This window comes from Rhodococcus sp. 1168 (assembly GCF_002091955.1).
Classification (GTDB): domain Bacteria; phylum Actinomycetota; class Actinomycetes; order Mycobacteriales; family Mycobacteriaceae; genus Rhodococcoides.
Map to the genome: position 1 here is coordinate 211393 of NZ_MKKY01000042.1, position 24830 is coordinate 236222.

Genomic DNA, 24830 nt, shown 5'->3' on the forward strand with positions numbered 1-24830 from the left:
ATGTCAGCGAATGGCTCGGACGTCCGGCTCGACTCGGCGAGCAAGCACGATGTTGACTTCGTCGAGCAGCTCGGCAAGTTCGAGGGGGTAGACGGTTTCGCCCGTCGCACCCAACGCCCGGATGTCGTCATCCTCACACCAACGGTGGCCGGTGACGGTTCGTCGTTCGAAATCGGTGAAGCCACCGTGCTGCGGTTCGAACTCCTGAGTGCGGTACGCAAAGAACAGCTCTTCCGAGCGAATCAGAGTTCCATTGAAAGGGAAGGTGGCCACCCGCCGCCACATCGGGCCCTTGAGATCGGCCGCTTCGACTTCGAGACCTGTTTCCTCGTAGACCTCACGCACGGCTGCTTCACGCAGACTCTCACCGGATTCGACCGCGCCGCCGATCGTGAACCAGAAGTAGACTTCCGGAACGATCGGGTCATGTCCACGCAACAGCAGAACCCGCCCCCGCTCGTCGACGAGCACCACTCTCGCCGAGGTCCGCTGCACGGCTCGTTCCTTGTGACCGAAGGTCTCCGACGCCGATCTCTCGGCAATTTCGAAATAAGTCGGCAACGGCGCGGTACCGCCCAGATGCAAGATCCGCACCGGAGTGGTCGTTCGCAGCGCCAAAGTGTCCCGCACCGCGTCGTTGTGGAAACGCCTTGCGATCAATACGCGCGCTTCGGAATCTGCAAGTTCGGCAACAAGTTGCGGCGGAAGATCGGCTGGATCGAGAGCCGCGAGTGCCCCGGACACGGCATTCTCGGCATCCTCACGTCGCGATCTCTCCGCCCTTTCGGCGGCGTCGGCCAACGCTGCGAGACGTTTGCTGTCTTCGAGCTGATCGCGAGTTGCTGCCGATACTGCACGCGCCACCACGGCACGTCTGGCCAACGCCGAATCGAGTGATTGCCATGCGAGGTCCGACCGGACGTGAAGACGATCCAGGCGATTGGCCGTGGCGTAGGCCCACAGGCCGATGATCAATATCACCACCGAGACCAAGCCCAGTACGAAAATCGTCAATGCAGACAGTGTCATCAGCTCGCAGCCCGCACCTTCTGGCCTCCGACAGTGACTGTCTCGTAGACGCGCATGATCTGTTCGGCAACTACCGGCCAGTCGTAGTCGACGACGGCTCGTCCTGCGGATTCGACCAATCCGACCCGTAGTTTCTCCGAGGACAACAGAGAATCGACAGCGGTCGCCAGCGCCTCCGAGTCGCCGATCGGAACGAGCAGCCCGGCGGCACCGTCGCGTAGTACTCGGCGAAACGCATCGAGCTCACTGGCAACGACCGCTGTTCCCGACGCCATTGCTTCGACGAGCACGATTCCGAAACTCTCACCACCGAGATTCGGTGCGCAGTACACGTCTGCACTGCGCATCGCAGAAGCCTTTTCTGCGTCGTCGACCTGTCCGAGGAATCTCAGATGATGGCCGAGCTCCCCTGCTTCGTTCCGCAGGTTGTCTTCGTCACCGCGACCGACCACGAGAATCTCGATATCAGGATGCCGCGCTACGAGCGACGGGAGGGCACCGAGGAGTACCCCCATGCCTTTGCGGGGTTCGTCGAAGCGCCCGAGAAACAGCACGGTTTTCCCCGCGCGCGGATAACCGGGCAGAAGCGGTGCCCCCGCGAATGCGGCGACGTCGACGCCGTTGGGGATCTCGACGGCGTCGCCACCGAGGGCTTCGACCTGCCAGCGTCGGGCAAGCTCGGATACTGCAATTCTGCCGCTGATCTTCTCGTGGTAGGGCCGCAGTACCCCTTGAAACGTACTGAGCATCAACGACTTCGTGGTCGAGGTATGAAAAGTGGCGACGATCGGCCCGTCGGCGGCTTTGAGTGCAAGCATCGACAGACTCGGCGCATTGGGCTCATGAATGTGCAGAACGTCGAAATCGTTCTCGGCGATCCATCGACGGATTCTCGAATATGTGACGGGCCCGAAACGCAAGCGGGCAACAGAGCCGTTGTACCGAATTGCCAATGCCTCACCCGCCGAGACGACGAAGTCCGGAAGCCGAGTCTCCTCCGATGCCGGTGCCAACACGCTGACACGGTGACCGCGCTCGATGAACACTTCGGCAAGTTGTTGTACGTGCGCTTGCACTCCACCCGGCACGTCGAAAGAGTACGGGCAGACCATTCCGATCCTCACGACTCTTCGATCCGTGCTCTGCGCTTGTCCGAAAGGTCGGACATCCACAGCGGTTGCAACATGTGCCAGTCCGCTGGGTGCTCGGCGATGTGGGAGGCGAACGAGTCGGCGAGAGCCTGAGTGGCAACGGCGACGCCCTCGCGGACGTCGATACGAGGAGAAATGGTGAAACCCCATCCGTCACCGTCGAAGTAGCCGTGTACCGGCAGCAGGTGCGCTCCGGTATCGAGGGCGAGCTTCGCAGGGCCGGCCGCCATCCTCGTCTGTTCTCCGAAGAACGAGACCGGCACACCATTTTTGGCCAGGTCGCGTTCACTGAGCAAGCAGACGACCCCGTTGGCTCGAAGCCGCTCCGACAATGCAGCGAAGGGCGGGGCCTCGCCCCCGCTCAGCGGAAATATCTCGAATCCGAGGCTCTCGCGGTAGTCGACGAACCGCTGATACAACGATTCGGGCTTCAGTCGTTCCGCAACGGTGGCGAAGCGACCGTAGGTGCGGACCAACCACATACCGGCCATGTCCCAATTCCCGCTGTGCGGCAAAGCCAGCACCACACCGGAGCCCTCACGCAGTGCGGCGTCGAGATGCTCCCGCCCGTAAACACACTTGTCGATCACCGCGGCCTGGGACTCCAAGTCCATCGACGGCAGCCGAAACGCTTCACGCCAGTAACGTGCATACGACCGGACGCTGTCACGAATCAACTCGTCCGGCACCAGGTTCGGGTGCACACCGAGCACTCGTCCCAGATTCTTCCGCAACTGCTCCGGCCCACCGCCGCGACGAGCAGCGACATCGGCACCCTTGTCGAACAGCTTCCGAGCCAACGAGTCCGGAAGAGCTCGAACCACTCGCCACCCCGCGGCATACCCGGCATCGGTGGCGCGCTCGACCAGCGTCATCTCTATTCGGCCTTCCCATCGGATCCGGCTTCTGGCGGCGTGGTCGGCGGGAAGATGATCGCACGTGCGCCCTCGGACCGCCTCACCGCTAGTACTCGCTGAAAGACCGTTACCACGCTCGCCGCAGCGAGAATCCACATCGCCGGATAAATAAGGCTCTGGAGCCATGGAATATCGAAATGGCGCCCGACACCGGTCAATCCAGCACCGACGAGCACGATCACCAGACGGTCCGGGCGTTCTATCCAGCCACCGTCGGCCGACAGACCTGATGCTTCTGCGCGCGCCTTGGCGTAGGAGATCACCTGCGAAGTGACGAGGCAGATCAGCGTCGCTATCAGCAACGGCTTGTCGTTCTCGGTGAACACTGCCCACCAGGCGAGGCCACCGAAAATGGCACCGTCGGCGACCCGGTCACAGGTAGCGTCGAGAACCGCGCCGTATTTGGTGCCACCACCTCTGGCCCGAGCCATTGCACCGTCGAGCATGTCGAACAAGACGAACAGTGTGATGACTACTGCTCCCCACCACAGGTGGCCGGCCGGGAACAGCGTCACCGCGGCCGTCACTGTCGCGACCGTTCCGATCAGCGTCACCGCGTCCGGTGTCAACCCGGTGCTGTTCAACGCTTTACCCAGCGGGGCGGTCAGTTTCGATACCGACGCCCGTCCGAAAACGCTCAGCATGACGACGCCCCGTCGCTCCGCCGACTCATTCGTTCCATGCCGATGCCAGCAGAGCACGAGTTTCGCGTAGCAACTGAGGCATCACCTTGGTGCCGCCGATCACGGTGATGAAATTCGCATCGCCTCCCCATCGGGGAACGATGTGCTGATGCAGATGCTCGGACAACGAACCACCCGCGGCAGCACCGAGATTGAGGCCCACATTGAAGCCGTGTGGCCGCGACACTCTTTTGATGACACGAATGGTGCGCTGAGTGAACTCCATCAACTCGGCGCTCTCGGCAGAGGTGAGATCCTCGAGCGCAGCGACACGCCGGTACGGCACCACCATCGTGTGTCCGGGGTTGTACGGATAGAGATTCAGCACGGCATACACCTGCTCGCCCCGTGCAACGACGAGACCATCCTCGTCACTCATCTGCGGAATGTCGGAGAACGGTTCGCTCGACTGACTCTTCGCCCCGGGCGCCTCGGCTATGTACGACATCCGATGCGGCGTCCACAACCGCTGCAGACGATCGGGATGACCGAGACCGGTGTCGACGATCGCCGCATCGTGTTCGGGCATTGTCAGCTCACTCCTGAAGTGTCGGGAAGAAAGAGCGCGGCAGTAGGAGATGTATTGGTGCGTGCGGCAATCCAGTCGGCAATCAGCGCTACCGCATCAGCTGCCGGGACACCGTTGACCTGTGTGCCGTCACGGAATCGGAAACTGACTGCACCCGCCTCGACGTCGCGCTCTCCTGCCAGGAGCATGAAAGGAACCTTCTGCGCGGTCTGGTTGAAGATCTTCTTCTGCATGCGATCGTCGCTCGCGTCGACCTCCGCACGTATCCCGAGCTTCTTCAAGTCGGCAATCACGGAGAACAAATGGTCTTGATGGACTTCTGCGACGGGGATGCCGACGACCTGTACCGGTGACAGCCACGCTGGGAACGCTCCAGCGTAATGCTCTGTCAGTAGGCCGAAGAATCGCTCGATGGAGCCGAACAGAGCCCGGTGGATCATGACCGGACGCTCCTTCGTCCCACCGGACGCGGTGTACTCGAGCTCGAACCTCTCGGGCAAGTTGAAATCGAGTTGAATGGTCGACATCTGCCAGGTTCGACCGAGAGCGTCCCTGGCCTGCACCGAGATCTTCGGACCGTAGAACGCGGCACCGCCGGGATCCGGCACCAAGTCCAGGCCCGATGCGGCAGCGACCTCGGCGAGAGTGTTCGTTGCCTCCTCCCACACCTCGTCGCTTCCCACGGACTTCTCCGGGTTACGGGTCGACAGCTCGAGATAGAACTCGTCGAGCCCGTAGTCCTTCAGGAGGCCGAGCACGAATTCCAGTGCCCGAGTGAGCTCGTCGTGCATCTGATCCCGTGTGCAGAAGATATGAGCATCGTCCTGAGTCATTCCGCGCACACGAGTGAGCCCGTGAATCACACCGGACTTCTCGTAGCGATACACCGACCCGAATTCGAACAAGCGCAGTGGCAGCTCACGATACGACCGACCCCGCGAGCGGAAGATCAAGTTGTGCATCGGGCAATTCATCGGCTTGAGGTAGTAATCCTGGCCGGGCTTGCGCACCACGCCATCCTCATCGAGTTCGGCGTCGAGATGCATCGCGGGGAACATGCCGTCGCGGTACCAATCCAAATGGCCGGAAACCTCGTACAGATGCCCCTTGGTGATGTGTGGAGTGTTGACGAACTCGTAACCCTCTTCGATATGACGTTGACGTGAGTAGTTCTCGAGCTCGTTTCGGATCACTCCACCCTTCGGGTGGAAAACCGGAAGACCGGAGCCCAGCTCGTCCGGGAAGCTGAACAAGTCGAGCTCCGAACCCAACTTGCGGTGGTCTCGGCGCTCGGCTTCAGCCAGCAACTCGAGGTGCTTGTCCAGCGCCTCGGTCGACTCCCAGGCAGTGCCGTAGATCCGCTGCAGGTCCGCGTTGTCCTGGTTTCCGCGCCAGTATGCGGCGGAGCTACGAGTCAATTTGAACGCCGGCACGTATTTGGTGGTCGGGATATGCGGCCCGCGGCACAAATCCCCCCAGATGCGTTCTCCGGTTCGTGGATTCAAGTTGTCGTACGCGGTGAGTTCGCCGCCGCCGATTTCCATGATCTCGGGATCGTCGATACCCGACTTGTCGTTCACGAGCTCGAGCTTGTACGGCTCGTCTGCGAGTTCTTCGCGTGCCTGTTCGATCGATTCGTACACCCGCCGCGAGAATCGCTGGCCGGCCTTGACGATCTGCTTCATCTTCTTCTCGAGAGCAGTCAGATCCTCGGGAGTGAAAGGAGTCTTCACGTCGAAGTCGTAGTAGAAGCCGTCCTTGATGAAGGGACCGATTCCCAGTTTGGCGTCCGGAAAAAGTTCTTGCACGGCCTGCGCGAGGACGTGTGCGGCCGAATGGCGGATGACGCTTCGCCCGTCTTCGGTGTTCGCAGCAACCGGCTCGACCTCGGCATCGCCCTCAGGAGCCCACGACAGGTCGCGAAGGTGACCTTCGGCGTCTCGGACCACCACGATGGCGTCGGGCCCCTTGTTCGGCAGACCGGTGTCCCGTAACGCCGTTCCAGCGGTCGTTCCAGCCGGCACCATGATGCGGGCGGGTGAGACGTCTGTTGCGGGCATGGTCACGGCGATGTACTCCTCGATAGGTCATTTCGGTCGGGTGAGACCGAAGGACAGCCTATCGGGAACTCACTTCGGACTCTTACCTCACTCCGGCCTGCATGGTCAGAGTGGGCTCGCTAGCCACTGCCAGTCCGGCCCGACCCAGCCGGCGATCAGATACAGACCACCGATCAGCCACAACGTAGCGAGGACCACACCTGCGGTGAACAGCACTCCTGCTGCCCTGGTTGCGATCGGCTGTCGCGAGAACCAATCCATGAACGCGTCGTACTTCCCGCGGGCGAACTGTAGGAGCCGATGCGCCCAGGTGAACTCGGATGCGAGAATCCCCAAACCGGCGAAGACGATCAGCCAGCCCGGGCCCGGGTACGGGATCGCAATGATGCCGAGAACCAGGACTGCCAGCCCGACGACGCCGACCACGATGCGGTAGGTCAGGTCGAGTGCCGCATTCGACGCGATCTTGTCGCGAAGTCGCTGCCTCCGCTGAGAGAGGCGATCGAGAACACTGTCCTCGTTGTCGATCTCCGCCTGATCGGTGCGAACGTCGTCGGCTGCCACGGTCCCAGGCTAGACGAATCAGCCACGCGGCGTGCCGCACCAACCACCTCGGCAGCGTGAGCTATCTGGGAATCCCCGTCCGTAAGGGGCGGGAGGATGTCAAACAAAGGACGCGGACTTCTGCTCGGTCCGATCAGCATGCTGCCTGGCGAGCGGGCGATGGGTTGAGAAGCCCCACAGCAGGCACACCAATGGGAATAGGGGACGTCACAGCGGTGGCCCAGATGCCGACGGGCCCGTTGCCTGTGGTGATGGTCGTAGGTGTCGACCCGACAACCGTGGCACCGCTAGCCCCATTCGCGAAGTTGATCCACCGCACCGACAAATCTTGGGTGAACCCAGCGCACCGTGGTCCCAGCGGGTTGCACATCGGACCAGCACTGAAACGGACGTTGCCGGTTCCATTGGTGGCTGCGTCGAGTATCTCGTAACCGAAGGGGAACGGGTCGCCTGCGACGAAGTCGGTTCGGAAGGTGTGCGAGGTGAACGCAGGTTCGTCCACCGGTGCGGCCGCCGCGGGAGCGATGCCCACTACTGCGGCACCTGCCAGGGCACACCCAACCACGGCAGAGCGTATAAGATTCGTGCGACGTGAAAACACCGATGACTCCTCGGGTCGGCGCTGTGTGTGCCGTATCAATTCGGCGCCACCGTACCGCTGCACCTGGATCAGGATCAGTGGTTCGCGGCGCACACTCTCGTCCATCTAGTTGCCGGCAAAGAAGACGAGCGCAGTGAAATTCGATCGAGCGAGTCACTGGTGTGAGTTGGTGTACGAGCGAATCAAGAGAACGGCTACCGTGCCTAGCGAGGCACCAATAACCACGGTAGCCAGAGCCGCGACGAAAGAATCGCTTGTAATCCACACGGACACTGCGCCGAACGTCAGTCCGATGGCACCAGCGATCGCCGCTTGCTTTTCATTCGATCTCATCGAACCACACCCGTCTCCGGCTTTAGACGATCCGACCGGAGGTTTCTCCCGTCGCCACCACTATCGAGTGTGCAGGGCAGGGGCAAGGGTGGTGTGCCAGGCTTCGCGGAGCTCGTCTTCGAACAGTCCCCAGGTGTGCGCGCCTTCGGTGCGCATCGACACTGTCGCCGGCACACCCTGCGCTCGCAGCGCGTCGACGACGATGCCGGTGCAATAGTGCACCATCGCTTCGACTGCCATCCCGCCGAACGGAGGGATAGCTCCGGCGGGAATTTGGTCCACGGGTCCTGGATTGCCCTGCGAGGCAGAGACATACACCGCAGTTCCGCGTATCCGCTCGACGTTGACGGACGGGTCGTGCTCACGCCAGCCCGGGCTTCCCGGTGGACCCCACATGTTGAACGGATTGTTCAATCCTCCCGCGATCATTGCCGATATCCCAGCTACGGCAAGGGGGTCCGAGGGGGCCGGGCAACCACTGAACGAGGCAGCAGCATCGAATACATCCGGAGCCTGAATCGCCAAGTCCAATGCCGGGCCACCGGACATCGACACCCCCGCTACCGCCCGGCGCCCGTTCGAGCCGTATGCGGCGTCGATCGCAGCTGGCAGTTCCCGGGTGAGGTAGGTCTGCCAGCGATTGGTCCCTAGCATCGGATCCGGTGCCTGCCAATCGGTGTAGAAACTGAACCGGCCCCCGATCGGTAGCACCACCGTCACGTTCTTGCCCGCGAAGAACCCTTCGACACCGGAATTGTTGAGCCACCCCACCCCGTCCTCGTTACCCCAAGCCCCGTTGAGCAGAACCAGCGACGGAGTTACCCCACCGGATGCGGGACGGAGGACTTCGTTGGCGATGACCCTGTTCATCGACGGTGAAAACACCTCGAGAACCTCTCGGGTCGCCGACACCGGACGTCGTTCCACCATCTGTTCAATCTCTGCCGAGCCGGAACCGGGCGGTTGCGCATACGCTGGAACCCCGACAGAAGCCATAGTCGTGACCACGGCGGCAAGCACCGCAACCGCTTAAGGCCCCATGGACCTCGTACCGGGCTTCCGACTCGATTTCTGCCTCATTGGCCACATAAGCACCAGACGAGCATTGCACGAGCATCGTTGCCTTCCGCTAACGATCGAGTCACAAATCCGTTCGCTCCGTCCGTGTCGAGACCGCGCAAATGCAGCTATTGCCCGACGGCCCGCACCTGCTCGGTACTCGTTCGGAATGAACGAGTCCGTAGACAGCACCAAAACACCCTCACCCGCACGCACAACACCTCGAAATTCCGCTGCCCGGGCTACACCCAGGGACAGATATGGCCGAAACGGGCCCAGTGACACCCGGGTCGTCATGATCGATATCGACGCTGATTACCTGCCGCAGCATCCGCTGGATGTGTTCGCGAACGGATCGGGAGCGCCCGTACCGTTTATCATCGGCATCAATTCGCATGAGAGCCGGTTTTTTTCCGCGCTTTCTCAACATCATCCCGACCGACGATCCTGTGCGCGCAAGGTCACGCCGAGCATGCGCCGACCCTGCTACCGCTACCATTACGCGCCGCGCTTGCTGAACCTCAGCGGCTTTCACGCCACCCATGACACCGAACTGCTGGCAGTGTTCGGCATAGCGAACGACCTACTCGGTCGCGCCGCAACACTTCTCGGTTGTCGCGCTGGGGCGGTCACGGACACGATGCAGTCGCATTGGCTGAACTTCGCGCACCACAGCGTTCCTGAATCTACATGGCCCGCTTACACAACGGAACGACGCGGGACGCTGATCATCGATCACCGGTCCGCGTCGAAAATAGTCCATTGAGTGATCGTCGCTAGGGGTGGCTGGGCTACCACCACCGTCGATAGCTAACCGAAGTTGTACACCTCGGTCGGCACCGGTACGTCCGACACAACGTTCGAGCCGTCCCAGCTGAACGTCACGTCTGCATTGCCCTGCGGGCAGCAGTTCGGCTCGTCGCCCACCAGCCACGAATAGTGCACGGTCACCGAATCATCGGTGCTACCGGATATCGACGTGAACGCGGACGGGCTCGGGGTGGCAAGCCTGGCGAACATATTGTCGTGAAAAAACATGATGCTTTCGGGCGAACTGCCGGTGCCGCTGGGGGTCTCGGCGACCGCCCACGTGAGCGTCGGGCAGTTCGGCGTTGTCGCCGTCGTGTGCTCACCGATTTCGTAGAAATCGCTTCCCGGCGGCGGGCCCAATGTGGCTATGACATTCTGCACCAGGTCGGAACTGGTGTCCAAGCACGGATTCCGTTGGTCCACCGGCACCGCCGCCGATGGATCCGTCGGGTTGTCCACCGGCGTCGGCGGAAGTGGCGCGTCCGGAGTCGCCGGGGCACCCGACTCGCCCGGCCGGGCCGACGCACCTACCGAACCGCTCACCCGGGTGGGTGCAGATGTCTGCGACTTCACCGCATCGACTGTGCTGGTTGCAGCCGCCCCCACACTGCCGTCGTCGGAACATCCGGTCGCCAAAGCCAGCACCACAGCTGCAGCTATTGCTGCGTGCACAAGTGTCTTCATAATCCCCTCGGTCCTCCCGACTGTCGGGCGACCGCCAATCACCATCGCTCGACAGGTCTCTCGCATTGGGCGGGGTGACTGTTACGCCCGTTACGTAACGAATTCATCCAATAGGCAACATGCGCCGGTCCGCCAGCACTTTCCCGCCGGTTCGGCAGGTAGCCCTCGGGTATCCCGAAGTCCTTCGCGATCTGGGACAACGGGACAAGGTCACTTTCATCGAAGGCGACCTCGCCCACAGATCGGCCCGCCGCTGTCCGGAGTGTCCGTCGGTCATGCCGGCATCACACCTGGCATATTTCATAGCATGGTGAACGAACTGCGTCCGGATCGGGCGGATGCGAATGTGGTCCCGACGTGGCTTCTCGCACTACTAGGGGTCACTGCAACCGTGGCCTTTGTAGCGCATGACAAATTGTTGTCGTTCGAGCAGTTCTATGGTCTCTTCGGTAACGGCATCGACGCGTTGGTGTACCGGTACGGAGGCCACACCGTCCTGGAAAGTGAGCCGCTGTATACCTTCATGCTCGAGGATGCGTTGCCGTTCACGTATCCGCCTTTCGCTGCACTGATTTTCGCTCCTCTCGCTTATTTGTCCGTCGTTGGTGCGCAAACGCTGGTGGCGGTACTCAATATCGGACTCTTGTATATGGCCGTTCACCTGAGCTGGCGTCAATTGGGATACGAGAACACGACGCGTCTACGCCTGCTGAGCATGTTTCTGGCAGTCGCTTTCACATGGCTGGAACCTGTGCGGATGACGATCTGGCTCGGACAGATCAACTTGCTGCTGCTCGTGTTGGTGCTGTGGGATCTCGGACGGCCGGCAGGCAGCCGCCTGCGTGGGGTCGGCGTAGGTATCGCCGCAGGGCTGAAACTGACCCCTGCCTTGTTCATCGTGCTTCTCGCCGTAGTCCGAGATACCCGAGCGTTCATTTGTGCCTCGGTGACGTTTGTCGCCACGATCATCGTGGGATTCGTTGTGATCCCGGGCGACTCCTGGACTTACTGGACGGGGACCATCATCCGATCGGATCGAATCGGACTGATCTCTTCACCTGCCAACCAGTCGATTCGCGGCATTCTGGCCCGCACGCTGCACACCGAGAATCCGCCGATGGTGTTGTGGATTGCGTGCGTCGGCGTAGTAGCAGTGGCCGGGATGTGGGCCGCCCACGTAGCTCACAGTCGCGGTGAGCACTTGCTTGCTGTAACCATCTGCGGCCTGACAGCCCCCATGATTTCGCCTTTCTCATGGGGGCATCACTGGGTATGGACCGTCCCTCTGATAGTTCTGACCTTGCATTACGCAGCGCGCGTCAGGACGTGGTGGGCAGCTGTCCTGCCCGTCGTACTCGTTCTTTCTTTGGTCGCCTGGTACAAGACATACCCAGACGGGACCGTCGCGATCGGCATTTTCATGACCCACGGCATCCCGATCGTTCGTGTCGCTGCGCAAACTGCATATCCCATCGTCTACCTTCTGATGCTCATCACGGCAGTAGTGTGTCTGGCCCGCCGACCGGTGAGGTCGCCGATCTGAAGACGTGCTCTGGACGCGGTACGGCGAAAGCCAAGCTCGCTCTGTCTGAGCGCACCTACGTGCCTACGGGGCGTGCGGCGTACGCCCGCGACGAGCACGACCCCGGTCAAGGATCTGCGTTCATTGGCCTCGAACGTCGAGAGCTGCGTCGACGAGATCTGCAGCGGCCTTCAGTCCCAGATCTCGATGCAAACTGAGAAGGCGCGACGTTCGGGGAGGGTAGCGGCAGAAGGCAAGTCGGAACTCCAGATTGACTGGACAGTTCCGAACGGCAGGTGACTATCTGCGGCTGGCGCTATGTGAGAGGCCTGCTGTTATCCCCGCGTTTCCTTTTCGCTACGGGCGGCGATGAAACCGTCCGATCACCTGCGCTCGGTAGGTGTTTACCTACCAACGGGGGCCGTATGCCACGTGAACCTACCAGTGCCGCGCCAAGTTGCGCCGATTCCAAGTGAAGTTATCGCAGAAGGAGCAGCGCCCACAGGAACCACAAACCCGTAGGACCTACGAGCCCAAGAACCGGGACCACCTGAAACGCAAAAAACCGCCTGTTACCAGGCGGTTTTTAGTTGTGGTCCCGGCTGGGATCGAACCAGCGACCTTCCGCGTGTGAAGCGGACGCTCTCCCACTGAGCCACGGGACCATTGCCTGATCACGTCATGCGTGATCGGACGACGCAAACGTTAACACGGCTCTCAACCGGATCTCGACTCGGCCTTATCCCTTTCCCCGGACGCCATCTACGACCCTCGATTGCTGGTTCGTGCCACCTTTGCCTCTCAAATCCACTTCTGACCACGTGATTTGTGAGTTCGTCTTCCGTTGGTCTAATGTTTTGACCGCACCGCAGAGAGAGCAACTGCCTCTGAGGAGCATGCGGATGTGGCGCAGTGGTAGCGCATCACCTTGCCAAGGTGAGGGTCGCGGGTTCGAATCCCGTCATCCGCTCGAGGGACTAGGGCCCGTTGGTGGAGTGGCCGAGTGGTGAGGCAACGGCCTGCAAAGCCGTGCACACGGGTTCGATTCCCGTCTCCACCTCGTAATGAAGCGAAGGTTCCCGACCTTCAACTTCTGATCTTGCGCGATTAGCTCAGCGGGAGAGCGCTTCCCTGACACGGAAGAGGTCACTGGTTCAATCCCAGTATCGCGCACCATACGAAAAGACCCCGGCGATTGCGCCGGGGTCTTTTTTGTCTCATCAGGACTGTCGAGATGTTTACCGCCGATCGTGAGTGGTGATCCACGTCATAGACGTGCACTCTGGTTTTCCAGCCCGCGATCGAAAGGACGCCTGCGATGGCCGACGACAATCAACCGAGCACCGAGGGCAGCGAACCTCAGGTCAGTTCCGATGCGCACAAGCGTGCACAAGACGAAGTGGCCGGCATCGATGCCGAGTACGAGCCTGGTTCGAGACCGACGGTTGTTCTTCCAGGCACCAACGGAATGGTGTCGGGTACGGCGTTCGCCGACATGGTCGATGACGAGGGAAACTTGAAAGAAGACGATTCGGAAGACACCGCTGACAGCACGTCGACGGCCGACGACCGGGACGAATGAGCGAAGGAACCGACAACTCCGGCGACGGCGAAGTGCCCAAGTTCGTCGATGAAGCCGAGGTGCGTGGCTTCTTGCACACGCCGTCAGGACCCTCGGTGGGTTCTCTCGCACTCACTCACGGCGCAGGTGGAAACTCCGACGCTCCGCTCCTCGTCGCCACTGCTGAAGCGTGGTCGGCACGAGGATTCACGGTTCTACGGTTCGATCTGGCGTTTCGACAGCGAAAGCCGTCCGGTCCCCCGCATCCGTCGAAGGCCGACGCCGACCGCGCGTCGATCGACGCGGCAGTGACGTACCTCCGCAGGCTGCGCGGCGGCCCCATTTTGCTCGGCGGCCACTCGTACGGGGGTCGGCAGGCATCGATGCTTGTAGCCGAACAGCCGGAACTGGTCGATGGGCTGATTCTGATGTCGTATCCATTGCACCCTCCTGTCAAACCGGAGAAGGCACGCACTGCGCATCTCCCCCAGCTGCGCACTCGAACGATGTTCGTACACGGCACGAAGGACCTGTTCGGTTCACCCGCCGAGCTGTCCGATGCAATCGCGTTGGTGCCTGCTCATACCGCCACGATCGAGATTTCCGGTGCAGGCCACGATCTGTCGGCAAAAAAATACGGAGTAGCCGGCCTGGTTCTCGAGAGGGCACTCGAATTCTTCGATGCGGGGTCCTGGAGTTAGAGCGAATGGCCCCCGGGCGCGATCGGGCTCGTCGTTATGCAATCGTCATGCCGCCGACTGTCGACTTTCGAGTGAGGTGTTCTACTTAGATCCATGCCCACCTGGGGATGGTTCATCGTCGCATTGGTCCTCATCGATGCCGCAGTGCTCGCGGTCTGGCTCCTCGCGCGCAAGAGTCCACCCAAGAACGCTGCTGCCACAACACAATTGATGCTCGCAGGTCTGGATCACTCGGCGCGCGAAGATATATATCGTCTCGTGGGGGAAAGGAAGAAGATCCACGCAATCAAGTTGTTCCGCGAAAGAACCGGCGCAGGACTCCAAGAAGCCAAAGATGTTGTCGAGTCCGTCGGGCGCGGAAACCCTATCCCCACGCTCGGCGCCTCGACAGATGTATCAGGCACGGATACCTGTGCTTGGGCAGACATCATTCCCAGGCTGCGCACCCTCAAGGCCGAAGGCAACATAATTTCTGCCATCAAGCTCTTGCGCGCTCGATCCGAGCTTTCGTTGCGTGAGGCGAAGGCAGCGGTCGACCGCCTGTGACTGTCACCGTATCCACCGCAGGCCTGTGGGACGCCGAGCAGCTAGCCGATGTCGCGGCTGTCACCTTTCCGCTGGCATGCCCGCCTGGCTCGTCCAGAGCAGCAATAGCGGCGTTCATAGACGGCGTTCTATCGCATGAGCGATTCGGTGAGTACCTGGCGGATCCGCAGCGCACCATTCTGGCGGCGACCGACGATGCTTCCACCGATGATGCTTCCATGGTCGGATACGCCATGCTCGTGTCCGGACCACCATCGGATCCGGACGTTGCGCGAGTGCTGACGTACACACCGACGATGGAACTCTCCAAGATGTATGTGCTTCCCGGCCATCACGGGAGCGAAGTGGCGGCGGCCCTGATGGCCGAATCACTGGCCCGGGCGACCCTCGACGGGTGCACAGGTATCTGGCTGGGCGTCAACCAACAGAACCTGCGCGCCCAACGCTTCTATGCCAAACAGGGATTCGAGATCGTCGGAACCAAAACCTTCACACTAGGCTCCGAGATCCACGATGACTTCGTGATGGAGCGAGCACTACGGTCGTAAATCTGCCGACCCGAGCGTCACCCGGCTGACCCGAGCGTCATCCGACTAACCTGAGCGTCATCCGACGGCGGCGAAGCGAGACAAGGCAAGCAGACGGGACGTCGCACGGAGGTACTTCTTACGGTAACCACCGGCCAGCATTTCCTCGGTGAAAATCTCGTCGAGCTTGCTGCCTGATCCGGTCACCGGTATGCCCGCGTCGTACAGGCGGTCGGCGAGCACCACGAGTCGAAGCGCAACAGCCTGGTCCGACGCCGGGTGCACGTTCTTCCAGAACACCGCCTGCACACCGTCGAGCAGCTTTCCGTATCGCGATGGATGCAGTGTGCTCAGATGTGCCAACAACTCGTCGAAATCGTCGAGGGTCGCATCCGCCACGGAATCCGCCCGTTCGATCAACTCGGCTTCGGATGTCGGGTCGGGGGCCGGGGGTAGGTCACGGTGTCGGTAGTCGGGGCCATCGACCCGAATGGACTCGAAGATGGACCCGAGCTTCTTGATTTCCCGCATGAAGTCCTCGGCTGCGAATCTTCCTTCGCCGAGTTGACCGGGCAGGGTGTTGGACGTGGCCACGATGGACACGCCGCGCTGAGATAGCTCGGACAGCAATCGCGACACGAGCATCGTGTCGCCTGGATCGTCGAGTTCGAACTCGTCGATACACAGAACGCTGTGACCCGACAACTCCTCGAGCGCCTTGTTGAAGCCGAGCGCACCCACCACATGAGTCAATTCGACGAACGTACCGAATGCCTTCGGTTCGGGGACGCTGTGGAAGATCGAGGCCAGGAGGTGGGTCTTACCGACACCGAAACCACCGTCGAGGTACAAGCCTGCGCCGGTAGAGGGCGTCTTCTTGCCGAACAGTCCGCGTTTACCCTTCCCGCGAATCTTTGTCACCTTCTCCGCAAACGACCCGGCTTTGGCGACTGCCTCGGCCTGGCTTGGTTCGTTCGGATCCGGGATGTACGAGGCGAAACTGACTTCGTCGAACATGGCCGGGGGGACCATCTGCGCGATCAACTGATCGGAGGGCACGACAGGATTACGATCGACAAGACGTCCAGGCATCTAGTAAGCGTAACGAGGTGGTCTTATTTACAATGTGCGCCTACTCGATATTGCGACCTACTTCACACCCGGCTCCGGCACGTCCTACCCGGCTGACGGCGTCGTCGACCTGGCCGAACTACGCCGGTTGTACGCCTATCCGGACAACCTGACCGCACCGTGGATCCGGACGAACTTCGTCTCCAGCATCGACGGAGCCGTCAGCGCCGACGGCGTGTCCTCAGGTCTCGGTACACCCTCTGACAAGGCAGTGTTCGATGTCCTGCGAACACTTGCGGATGCGGTTCTCGTCGGGGCGGGGACGGTGCGAAGCGAGAATTACGGGGGCGTCCGGCTGACGAAGTCACAACAGAGCCAACGAATCGACGCGGGCCTGGTACCGATCCCCCCGGTAGTGGTCGTCACTGCTTCGGCGTCGATCGATCCGAGATCGCGGCTTCTCACCGACACCGAAGTGCCGCCGACGATAATCACGACGACCTCCGCGTCGGCGAAGTCACGTTCGGCACTTCGCGAAGCAGGTGCGCACATGATCGAAGTCGAGGAAACTACCGTTCCGACATCTGCTGTCCTGGCCGCCTTGGAAGAACTGGGTCTGAGGCGAGTCCTGTGCGAAGGCGGCCCAGGCCTGTTCGGAACACTGCTTGCAGACGATTGCGTCGACGAACTATGCCTGACGACTTCGCCGAACCTGCTCGCGGGAAAGTCGGGGCGTATTGCGCACTCGAATGCGTCGGTTTTTCACCGGATGAAACGTATTCACGTGCTCGCGGACGACGATGGAACTCTGCTGACCAGATGGGTCCGAGTGCGTCCGGCCGGGACCGGTGAAGTTTCCGGTGCGGAAAAGTAGATAGCCTCGCAGCGTGACGCAGAAAAGATCGTTGCTCGCAGTTCTTCTCTCGGTCTCGATGTTGGGGGCGGCATGCAGTGCTGGGCCGTCCGGACGCCCAGACGTCGCCGTCGAGCAGAACTCCCCCGGGCTACCCGATAAGTCCACTGCCGATACGGAACCGAAGAGTCCAGAACTACAGGTTCCGGTGAACGATCTTGCGTGGACCGATTGCACACAGAGCACCCTCGATCTATACGGCCTCACCTCCCGCACTCCCGGGGTCGTGCTCGAATGCGCTGACTTCGACGCGCCTGTCGACCCGAGCGGTCAGATGTTCGGGTCCTTCTCCGTCGGCGCACTGCGTGCGAAATTGGACAGGACGCCGCCCGATGCCGCGCCCCTGGTTTTCACGTCCGGGTCCGACCGCGCGTCGATCGCCACACTTGCCGACCTTGCGGCCGGCAACAGCAGCACGATGCTGGAGGCTCACCCGCTCGTCGCTATCGATCGGCGCGGAATCGGCAGGTCGACAGCCATCGATTGCGTGAAAGCCGACACCCGCGAGACGCTGGCGAACCTGGGGCAATTCGCGGCGTCCGACGGTGATGCCGTGGACCGCGCCGTCGCTGTCGGACGCCAGGCGACGATCGAATGCACCGATCTACTGCAGCCACAGGAGATCGCTTTCGCCACCAGCTATGCCGCAGGCGATCTGGAACAGCTTCGGATTGCCTGGGGAATCGATGCTCTCGGCATCGTCGGCACCGGAAACGGTGCATCCACCGCGCTGGCGTACGCAGCCCAGTACCCGGACCGAGTGTCGCGGTTGATTCTCGATTCGCCCACCGGAATGAACGTAGATCAGATGACCGTGGCCCAGCAGAAGACGGAAGGAAGAGAGGCTGCGTTCACGGCGTTCCTACAGCGATGCCAGGCACTCCAGTGCTCGCTCGGATCCGACCCCAAGGGCGCGGTATCCGAACTCCTGGCCCAGGTGGCGAGCGGAGCGCTGGCACCTCTGTCGACCCACGCTGTGCTCGACGGGATCGCTTATGCACTTGCCTCGTCCTCCGGTGATCCGTCGAGACGGACACTCGAGCTTGCCGATGCACTCTCCACAGCCAGGTCCGGCGATCCGTCCGCACTGAGCCGGTTGTCCTCACGCGGTGCAGTTGCCTACGGAACGGACGGTCAGTTCGTCGCACGCTGCATCGACGGCCAACAGTGGCCATCCCCGCAGGCCGTCCGGGATGCCGGTGCGAGGTGGAGCGAGCAATACCCCATCTTCGGCACCGACGCAGCTCTGACAGCACTCACGTGCTCGTCGTGGCCCACCGCACCCGCCCCGCCCCTGCCGACGTCGCTGTCCGTTCCGGTTCTCGAGCTCAGTGGCACCGGTGACCCGGTCGTCGGAAATGGGGGGTTCGCCAGTGTGACCGGGCTTGTTGCCGCCACCGGCACGCGTTCTGCCGCCATGACCTGGCAGGGCGCCGGCCACCCGGTGATCGGCGGGTCGGTGTGCGCCCAGGCAGCGGCCACTGCGTACGCGACCGAAGCGTCGTTGCCTCCCGACGGCAGTGTCTGTCCCGCGTGACACGTCGGCTATCGATTCACGAAGTGGTACCGAATGCACCCAACGGGTGTCGACGGTCATTGCCCGAGCCCGGTCAAGGTACCGTTCCCACGTGTCACTTAGCTTCCTCGAGCCCCGCAACGGCCGGACGACCGCGGATGTAGTCCGGTTCGCGCTATGGCCGATCGCCATCATGACTGTTCTCAACCGGGCGATCGTACGTGCGGTCAACGGTGACTTCACCAATGACTTCAATCCCGTTTACCAGGCTGCACTCGCGTTTCTCAATCGCGAGCCGGTGTACACGGCGAACTTCGACTCGGTCGATCCGCACTATCTCTATCAGCCGAGCGCGACGATGCTGTTGTCGCCTCTCGCAATCATCGATCCCGAACGGTCTCGCTGGTTGTTCATCTTGGCGAGCACGGTCGCGATCGTTCTTGCGTTGTACATCTTGCTCAAAATCTTCGGATTCGGTCTGAATTCTGTCGCAGCTCCCGCACTTCTCCTCGCCGCCTTCGCGAGTGAAACAGTGACCAACACTCTGGTGTTCACCAACTTCAACGGATTCGTTCTGTTGGGTGAGGTTGCCTTCATCTACTGGCTGCTCCAGCGAAAAGACTTGTCCGCCGGCGTGGCAATGGGGCTGACACTTGCCATCAAACCGATCCTCGCGCCGCTTCTGATCATTCCGTTGATGACCAAGCAGTGGAAAGTTTTCATCACCGCTGTTGCGATTCCTGTCGTGTTGCTTCTGATCGCATGGCCGCTGTCGGCGGACCCGATGGAATTCATCGACCGCACCCTCCCCTACCTTCTCGAGTCGCGCGATTACTTCAACAGCGCGATTGTCGGCAACGGCCGCTACTACGGATTGCCGGAGTTGCTGATCTACGCAATCCGTGGTGTTCTCGGGGTGATGGTTCTGGTGTCGCTGTGGTTGCTCTATCGCTACTGCCGCGAGGACCGTCTGTTCTTCATAGCGACAACGTCGGGTCTTGTCCTGACGGCACATTGGCTACTCGGGTCACTCGGCCAGATGTACTATTCGATGCTGCTGTTCCCGCTGTTGATGACGGTCGTGCTCAAGAACTCGGTTCTCCGAAACTGGCCGGCGTGGCTCGCAATCTATGGATTCATGAGCTACGACCGCTGGTTGTCGGGCCGATTCCCGACGGGAGGCCGGGCCATGGACTACATGCGTACTACCTTCGGCTGGAGCCTGCTGATCATCGTGATCTTCTCGGTTCTGATCGGACGGTACTTCGCTGCCCGCAGTGACGGACGGCTCGACGACGGAATCGAACCCGAGTACCTCCTCCCGGAGATCTCACCTGCGCAAACAACGAAGCAGCTCGAGAAGTATTAGCGTGGTGTCATGAGTTCAGCGACCGACAAAAATTCTGTTCCCGCCGTTCAGCTCACCGACGCACAATGGCGCGAGAAGCTCACCCCCGAGGAGTACGCAGTCCTGCGGCAGGCGGGCACCGAGCGTCCGTTCGTCGGGGAGTACACCGACACCAAGACCGATGGTGTGTACAGCTGCCGCGCATGCGGGGCCGAACTGTTTCGCAGTACCGAAAAGTTCGAGTCACACTGCGGTTGGCCGTCCTTCTTCGACCCCGCAGACAGTGACGCAGTCATCCTCAACGAGGACACCACGCTCGGGATGCGACGCGTGGAGGTCATCTGCAAGAACTGCCACAGCCACCTCGGCCACGTCTTCGAGGGCGAGGGCTACCCGACGCCCACAGATCAGCGGTATTGCATCAACTCGATTTCTCTCGTTCTCGACCCCTCCTGACCCCGACCGGCCGAGTGCGCAGCGCATAATGTGACGATGCGCACTTTCACCTCAGCACAGCAGATCACTGCGGCCGTCGGCGAGGACCTCGGCACGAGTGACTGGATGCAGATCACCCAAGACCGGGTCAACACATTCGCCGACGCCACTGGTGATCAGCAGTGGATTCATGTCGACGTCGAACGAGCAAAGAAGGAAAGCCCGTTCGGCGGCCCGATTGCGCACGGCTATCTGAGCTTGTCCTTGATCCCGGTACTCACTTGGCAGATCTACACCATCGAGAATGCCAAGCTCGGAATCAACTACGGGTCCAACAAGGTTCGCTTCATCAACCCCGTCGAGGTCGGATCTCACGTCCGGTTGCAGACCACACTGACCTCGGCCGAAGAAGTGTCCGGTGGCGCACTCCAGATCGTGGCCACCAACACACTTCACATCGAGGGCGAAGACAAGCCCGCGTTGATTGCAGAAACGATCAGCCGAGTTCTCTTCTGACCCTCTCTCGTTCTACGAACTGTGGCGGATCGAACGCGGTGATCGGTGGCACTACGCCGTCGAAGCGTTCGATCTGCACCAGCACATGCTGGCCCGTGCACCCGTGTGACAGCGAAGAGGCGCCGACGTCGGCTGTCAGTACATTCGGGTTGCCATGCACGCACATCGATCCGACATCCGCGGGGTCCTCGGGGTCGTACCAGGCACCCGTCGCCAACTGCACCACGGCGGGCATCATGTCCTCGTCCACCACGACACCGGCGAGACAAGCACCACGATCGTTGAAGACCCTGACTACGTCGCCGTCGTGTAGCCCTCGGTCGGTCGCAGCCTTGGGGTGCATCCGGATCGGCTCACGGCCGTGCACCTTCGAAGCCTGACTTCTCGCTCCATGATCGAGTTGACTGTGCAGCCGTGTTCGTGGTTGATTCGCAATCAGATGCAGCGGAAATTGTTGCGCGCGTTCTCCTTTGAGCCACTCCACCGGTTCGTACCATGCTGGGTGCCCAATGCAGTCCTCGTAACCGAACTTCTCGATCACCTCGGAGAATATTTCTATGCGCCCACTCGGGGTTCGAAGCGGGTACTTCTCGGGATCGCCGCGGTAGTCCTCGAGCAGGGTCAGCCCGTCCTCGGTCGTCATCGGCCATGAACCGAGCTGCCAAAATTCTTCGAAATCTGGAGTGTCCACATTCATTCCGCGCAGGTAACCGCGCCACTGATCGTAGAGATGCACCACCCACTCCTCCGTGGTGCGTCCCTCGGTGAATTGCGCACCGACTCCGAGTCTTTCGGCCACCGCGGAGAACGTATCGTAGTCGTCTCGCGCGTCGGCAAATCGGGGCACGGCAGGGTGCATGGCGACCAGCAATGGATCGTTGCGTGTGCAGCTGATGTCACTGCGCTCGAGCGACGTAGTCGACGGTACGACGATGTCGGCGTGCTTGGCCATGGGCGTCCAGTACGGGTCGTGCACCACAACCGTGTCGGGCCGTGCCAGCGCCCGGCGAAGTCGTCCGAGATCCTGATGGTGGTGGAAGGGATTTCCGCCCGCCCAGTGCACCAGCCGAATATCGGGATACGTCAGTCGCAGTCCGTCGAAATCGAATTCCTCGCCGGGGTGGAGCAGCATGTCCGACACGGCAGCCACCGGGATGAAAGCCTGCACCGGATTCGAGCCCTGGGGCAAGGTGGGAAGGGGGTACGGTACCGGCGCCAGCCCGGGCTCGTTCATCGACCCGTAGCCGTGCCCGAATCCCCCACCGGGGATACCGATCTGCCCGAGCATCGACGCCAGTGTCACGCCCATCCACGGTGCTTGCTCGCCCGATTTCGTCCGCTGCAGAGACCACGTGACGGTGATCAAAGTGCGCCGCCTCGCCATCTCGCGCGCGAGGTCGGTGATCTCGGAGGTGGAGACGCCGCAGATGTTCGACGCCCACTCTGCGGTCTTGGGTGTGCCGTCCGCGACTCCGAGCAGATACTCCTCGAAGCGCGCGTATCCGGTACAAAATCGGTCGAGAAATGCTGTGTCGTGCAAGTTTTCGGAAACCAGAACATAGGCGAGTCCGAGCATCATCGCGACATCGGTGCCGGGAATCGGCGTCATCCAGCGAGCCGCACCGTCGAGATCGTTTCGAAGCGGACTGATGGTGACGATCTTTCCGCCACGGGCGCGGAGCGCATCCAGAGCCGACGCCATGGGATGGTCGGAGGTTCCTCCGTGGTTGATGCCGGTATTCTTCAGCGGAATTCCGCCGAACGCGACGATCAGTTCCGTCTTCCGGGCGATCACATCCCAGGAGGTGGAGCGAGAGAACATCTTCCAGTGGGCTCCCAGAACGTGCGGCATGACGACGCCCGTGGCTCCGAGCGAGTAGCTGTGCACCGAGCGCGTATAGCCGCCGATGCAATTGAGGAATCGGTGAACCTGGCTCTGCGCGTGATGGAATCGTCCGGCACTGGCCCACCCGTAGGAGCCGCCGTAGATCGCTTGGTTGCCATGCCTGTCGATCACGCGAGAAAGCTCGGCAGCCAGCAATTCGGTGAGTTCGTCCCAGGAGACCGACACGAACTCGTCGCTGCCGCGCCGATCCGTCGGACCTGGGCCGCGCTCGAGCCAGCCGCGTCGAACGGCAGGGCCTTGCACCCGAGACCGGTGTGTCACCGAGCCGACGAGATTGCCCAGCACGGGCGAGGGATTACGGTCGGTCTCCTGGGGATGCACGGCGGTTACCTCGCCGTCGGCACTTTCGGCTCGAAACATTCCCCAGTGACCCATGTGCTGAGACGTTTCCGGGTACAGCGGTTTCATCGAATCCCGTTGCTCGCCAGTACATCCAACAAGGCGGTGGGACGCTCTCCCGTAGCGATCGGATCGACGAGGGCGAAAGAGCACCCTATTGCCCGTGCGGCCCCGTCGGCCTCTTCACTGTCACCGACCATCAATGTCCGCGCCGGATCCACCCCGAGCGAACGCACCGCAGAAAGGAATATTTCCGGCTGAGGTTTGACGTAACCGACCTCGTACGACAAGACGAACTCGCTGACGTAGTCGCTCACTCCGAGCGTGTCGAATGCCGGGCGGATGTCGAAGGCAATATTGCTCAGCACCGCAACTGGTATCGCTCTGCCGGCGAGCATCGCCAGCACGTGCGCCGTATCCGGGTACGGAGTCCAGCACGATGGGTCGATCACTCGGTCGTACACTGACTCGGACTGAGCGCGGTCGATGACGCCGGATTCACGAAGAACATGCAAATATGCCTGACGGTGCAGCGCCGGATCGAGATCGCGGTTGCGCCAGGCGTGTCTGCTCACTTCGTCGAACTCGACGACCTCCCCCACCGGCGCAGTCATCCGTCGCATCAATTCCGCCGCACGGTGACCGTCGACCGGTGTTCCGTCCGAGTGCGTGACGGTCTCGAACCAACTCTCGTCCTCCTCCAAACGGAACAGCGTTCCGGAGAAGTCGAACACCACTGCCTCGATCGGAGACGCGACGGACTGGTGACGCACAATGCCTGCCCCCAACGCGTGCGTCTCCGACCCCGAGGTCACGGCAGTGACGTGACGAGCGCTTCGACGTCGACGCGTGGCCCGGTGAAGAATGGAGTCTCTTCGCGAACGTGCCTACGTGCCTCGGTTGCGCGTAGATCCCGCATCAGGTCGACGATGCGATCGAGTTCGGGAGCTTCGAAGGCGAGGATCCACTCGTAGTCACCCAACGCGAACGCCGGGACCGTGTTGGCGCGCACGTCCTTGTATCCGCGCGCGGCCTTGCCATGGTCGGAGAGCATCGTGCGTCGCTCTTCGTCGGGGAGCAAGTACCAATCGATGGAACGCACGAACGGGTAGACACAGATGTAGGCACCGGGTTCTTCACCAGCGATGAACGCTGGGACGTGGGACTTGTTGAACTCGGCAGGACGATGCAGCGCGGTGTTGCTCCACACCGGGGTACTGGCCTTGCCGAGCACGGTGGTACGACGAAAATCCGAGTACGTAGCCTGCAGGTCTTCGATCCGCTCCGCGTGTGTCCACACCATGAAGTCGGCGTCGGCTCGCATGCCTGCGATGTCGTACACACCACGTACTGCGACGCCTTTTTCTTCCTGACTCTCGAAGAACACTCGCGCTTGTTCGGCGGCTTCGGCTCGGTCCTCGCCCAGGACGCCGGGTGTGACCTTGAAGACCGAGAACATCAGGTAGCGGAGGGTCGAATTGAGGGTTGTGTAGTCCAAACGTGGCATGG

The 24830-nt window shown here is 61.5% G+C and carries 26 protein-coding genes and 4 tRNA genes; 14 read left to right on the forward strand and 16 right to left on the reverse strand.

The window, feature by feature from the left end; all coding sequences use genetic code 11:
* Positions 1-3 precede the first annotated feature (3 nt).
* The 10 genes from BJI47_RS08045 to BJI47_RS08090 all read right to left on the reverse strand — a co-directional run bounded on the left by BJI47_RS08045 (position 4) and on the right by BJI47_RS08090 (position 8863).
* Positions 4-1029 (reverse strand): NUDIX domain-containing protein, encoded by a 1026-nt coding sequence (locus BJI47_RS08045; RefSeq protein ID WP_088943208.1) that lies wholly within the window; start codon positions 1027-1029, stop codon positions 4-6.
* Positions 1029-2153, reverse strand: coding sequence for a glycosyltransferase family 4 protein (locus BJI47_RS08050; RefSeq protein WP_088943209.1), 1125 nt, complete (start codon positions 2151-2153; stop codon positions 1029-1031). Before BJI47_RS08050 ends, BJI47_RS08045 begins: the two co-directional genes overlap by 1 nt.
* Complete coding sequence (locus BJI47_RS08055; RefSeq protein WP_088943210.1) at positions 2150-3055, reverse strand: phosphatidylinositol mannoside acyltransferase; 906 nt, start codon at positions 3053-3055, stop codon at positions 2150-2152. Before BJI47_RS08055 ends, BJI47_RS08050 begins: the two co-directional genes overlap by 4 nt.
* Positions 3056-3057: 2 nt before the next feature.
* A complete protein-coding gene (gene pgsA / locus BJI47_RS08060; RefSeq protein ID WP_088943211.1) occupies positions 3058-3741 on the reverse strand; it encodes a phosphatidylinositol phosphate synthase in 684 nt (227 codons plus the stop codon).
* A gap of 25 nt (positions 3742-3766) precedes the next feature.
* On the reverse strand, positions 3767-4309 hold the full coding sequence (locus tag BJI47_RS08065) for an HIT domain-containing protein (protein ID WP_088943212.1): 543 nt from the start codon (positions 4307-4309) through the stop codon (positions 3767-3769).
* A 2-nt stretch (positions 4310-4311) separates the two neighbouring features.
* Complete coding sequence (gene thrS / locus BJI47_RS08070; RefSeq protein ID WP_088943213.1) at positions 4312-6375, reverse strand: threonine--tRNA ligase; 2064 nt, start codon at positions 6373-6375, stop codon at positions 4312-4314.
* 99 nt (positions 6376-6474) lie between these two features.
* Positions 6475-6933 carry a TIGR02611 family protein gene (locus tag BJI47_RS08075; RefSeq protein WP_088943214.1) on the reverse strand — a complete coding sequence of 153 codons (459 nt, stop codon included), beginning with the start codon at positions 6931-6933 and terminating at the stop codon, positions 6475-6477.
* A gap of 133 nt (positions 6934-7066) precedes the next feature.
* Complete coding sequence (locus tag BJI47_RS08080) at positions 7067-7465, reverse strand: hypothetical protein (RefSeq protein WP_139804847.1); 399 nt, start codon at positions 7463-7465, stop codon at positions 7067-7069.
* Between the two features lie 222 nt (positions 7466-7687).
* A complete protein-coding gene (locus BJI47_RS08085) occupies positions 7688-7867 on the reverse strand; it encodes a hypothetical protein (RefSeq protein ID WP_088943216.1) in 180 nt (59 codons plus the stop codon).
* Positions 7868-7927: 60 nt separating this feature from the next.
* A complete protein-coding gene (locus BJI47_RS08090; RefSeq protein ID WP_088943306.1) occupies positions 7928-8863 on the reverse strand; it encodes an alpha/beta hydrolase family protein in 936 nt (311 codons plus the stop codon).
* A gap of 358 nt (positions 8864-9221) precedes the next feature.
* On the opposite strand from BJI47_RS08090, the gene BJI47_RS24490 reads away from it, so the two are divergent.
* Complete coding sequence (locus BJI47_RS24490) at positions 9222-9692, forward strand: carboxylesterase family protein (RefSeq protein ID WP_088943217.1); 471 nt, start codon at positions 9222-9224, stop codon at positions 9690-9692.
* Positions 9693-9736: 44 nt separating this feature from the next.
* Here the strand turns inward: BJI47_RS24490 and BJI47_RS08100 are convergent, their stop codons facing one another.
* Positions 9737-10420, reverse strand: coding sequence for an LppP/LprE family lipoprotein (locus BJI47_RS08100; protein WP_176224729.1), 684 nt, complete (start codon positions 10418-10420; stop codon positions 9737-9739).
* A 307-nt stretch (positions 10421-10727) separates the two neighbouring features.
* Between BJI47_RS08100 and BJI47_RS08105 the strand changes: the two genes are divergently transcribed.
* Positions 10728-11963: a glycosyltransferase 87 family protein gene (locus BJI47_RS08105; protein ID WP_176224730.1), complete on the forward strand. Its 1236-nt coding sequence runs from the start codon at positions 10728-10730 to the stop codon at positions 11961-11963.
* 572 nt (positions 11964-12535) lie between these two features.
* On the opposite strand, the gene BJI47_RS08115 is transcribed toward BJI47_RS08105, so the two are convergent.
* A tRNA-Val gene (locus BJI47_RS08115) sits at positions 12536-12607 on the reverse strand.
* A gap of 233 nt (positions 12608-12840) precedes the next feature.
* Between BJI47_RS08115 and BJI47_RS08120 the strand changes: the two genes are divergently transcribed.
* The 7 genes from BJI47_RS08120 to BJI47_RS08150 all read left to right on the forward strand — a co-directional run bounded on the left by BJI47_RS08120 (position 12841) and on the right by BJI47_RS08150 (position 15298).
* Positions 12841-12912: transfer RNA gene (locus BJI47_RS08120), tRNA-Gly, on the forward strand.
* A 19-nt stretch (positions 12913-12931) separates the two neighbouring features.
* A tRNA-Cys gene (locus tag BJI47_RS08125) sits at positions 12932-13002 on the forward strand.
* Positions 13003-13043: 41 nt separating this feature from the next.
* Positions 13044-13118: transfer RNA gene (locus BJI47_RS08130), tRNA-Val, on the forward strand.
* Positions 13119-13260: 142 nt separating this feature from the next.
* Positions 13261-13524, forward strand: a complete 264-nt coding sequence (locus tag BJI47_RS08135; protein ID WP_254900454.1) for a hypothetical protein — start codon at positions 13261-13263, stop codon at positions 13522-13524.
* Complete coding sequence (locus BJI47_RS08140) at positions 13521-14204, forward strand: alpha/beta fold hydrolase (RefSeq protein ID WP_088943220.1); 684 nt, start codon at positions 13521-13523, stop codon at positions 14202-14204. The genes BJI47_RS08135 and BJI47_RS08140 overlap by 4 nt, the downstream gene beginning before the upstream one ends.
* 93 nt (positions 14205-14297) lie before the next feature.
* On the forward strand, positions 14298-14750 hold the full coding sequence (locus BJI47_RS24495) for a ribosomal protein L7/L12 (protein ID WP_254900455.1): 453 nt from the start codon (positions 14298-14300) through the stop codon (positions 14748-14750).
* A complete protein-coding gene (locus BJI47_RS08150; protein ID WP_088943221.1) occupies positions 14747-15298 on the forward strand; it encodes an N-acetyltransferase in 552 nt (183 codons plus the stop codon). The genes BJI47_RS24495 and BJI47_RS08150 overlap by 4 nt, the downstream gene beginning before the upstream one ends.
* A 57-nt stretch (positions 15299-15355) precedes the next feature.
* On the opposite strand, the gene zapE is transcribed toward BJI47_RS08150, so the two are convergent.
* The gene (gene zapE, locus BJI47_RS08155) at positions 15356-16369 is read right to left on the reverse strand and encodes a cell division protein ZapE (protein WP_088943222.1); all 1014 of its coding nucleotides are present in this window, start codon (positions 16367-16369) and stop codon (positions 15356-15358) included.
* Between the two features lie 34 nt (positions 16370-16403).
* Between zapE and BJI47_RS08160 the strand changes: the two genes are divergently transcribed.
* From BJI47_RS08160 to BJI47_RS08180, 5 genes are all read left to right on the forward strand, one after another.
* Positions 16404-17222, forward strand: a complete 819-nt coding sequence (locus BJI47_RS08160; protein ID WP_088943223.1) for a pyrimidine reductase family protein — start codon at positions 16404-16406, stop codon at positions 17220-17222.
* Between the two features lie 13 nt (positions 17223-17235).
* Positions 17236-18798, forward strand: a complete 1563-nt coding sequence (locus BJI47_RS08165) for an alpha/beta hydrolase (protein WP_088943224.1) — start codon at positions 17236-17238, stop codon at positions 18796-18798.
* A gap of 91 nt (positions 18799-18889) precedes the next feature.
* Positions 18890-20146, forward strand: a complete 1257-nt coding sequence (locus BJI47_RS08170) for a glycosyltransferase family 87 protein (RefSeq protein ID WP_088943308.1) — start codon at positions 18890-18892, stop codon at positions 20144-20146.
* Between the two features lie 9 nt (positions 20147-20155).
* Entirely contained in the window at positions 20156-20581 is a 426-nt protein-coding gene (gene msrB, locus BJI47_RS08175; protein WP_088943225.1) for a peptide-methionine (R)-S-oxide reductase MsrB, read from the forward strand.
* Between the two features lie 36 nt (positions 20582-20617).
* Positions 20618-21076 carry a MaoC family dehydratase gene (locus BJI47_RS08180; protein WP_176224731.1) on the forward strand — a complete coding sequence of 153 codons (459 nt, stop codon included), beginning with the start codon at positions 20618-20620 and terminating at the stop codon, positions 21074-21076.
* Here the strand turns inward: BJI47_RS08180 and BJI47_RS08185 are convergent.
* Genes BJI47_RS08185 through hemQ form a run of 3 tightly spaced genes read right to left on the reverse strand, consistent with a single transcriptional unit; the run spans position 21057 to position 24828 of the window.
* Positions 21057-23390 (reverse strand): molybdopterin-dependent oxidoreductase, encoded by a 2334-nt coding sequence (locus BJI47_RS08185; RefSeq protein ID WP_176224732.1) that lies wholly within the window; start codon positions 23388-23390, stop codon positions 21057-21059. The two genes, BJI47_RS08180 and BJI47_RS08185, sit on opposite strands and share 20 nt — an antisense overlap.
* Positions 23387-24094, reverse strand: a complete 708-nt coding sequence (locus BJI47_RS08190) for an HAD family hydrolase (protein ID WP_176224743.1) — start codon at positions 24092-24094, stop codon at positions 23387-23389. The genes BJI47_RS08185 and BJI47_RS08190 overlap by 4 nt, the downstream gene beginning before the upstream one ends.
* 38 nt (positions 24095-24132) lie before the next feature.
* Positions 24133-24828: a hydrogen peroxide-dependent heme synthase gene (hemQ, locus tag BJI47_RS08195; protein ID WP_088943226.1), complete on the reverse strand. Its 696-nt coding sequence runs from the start codon at positions 24826-24828 to the stop codon at positions 24133-24135.
* Between the last annotated feature and the right edge of the window lie 2 nt (positions 24829-24830).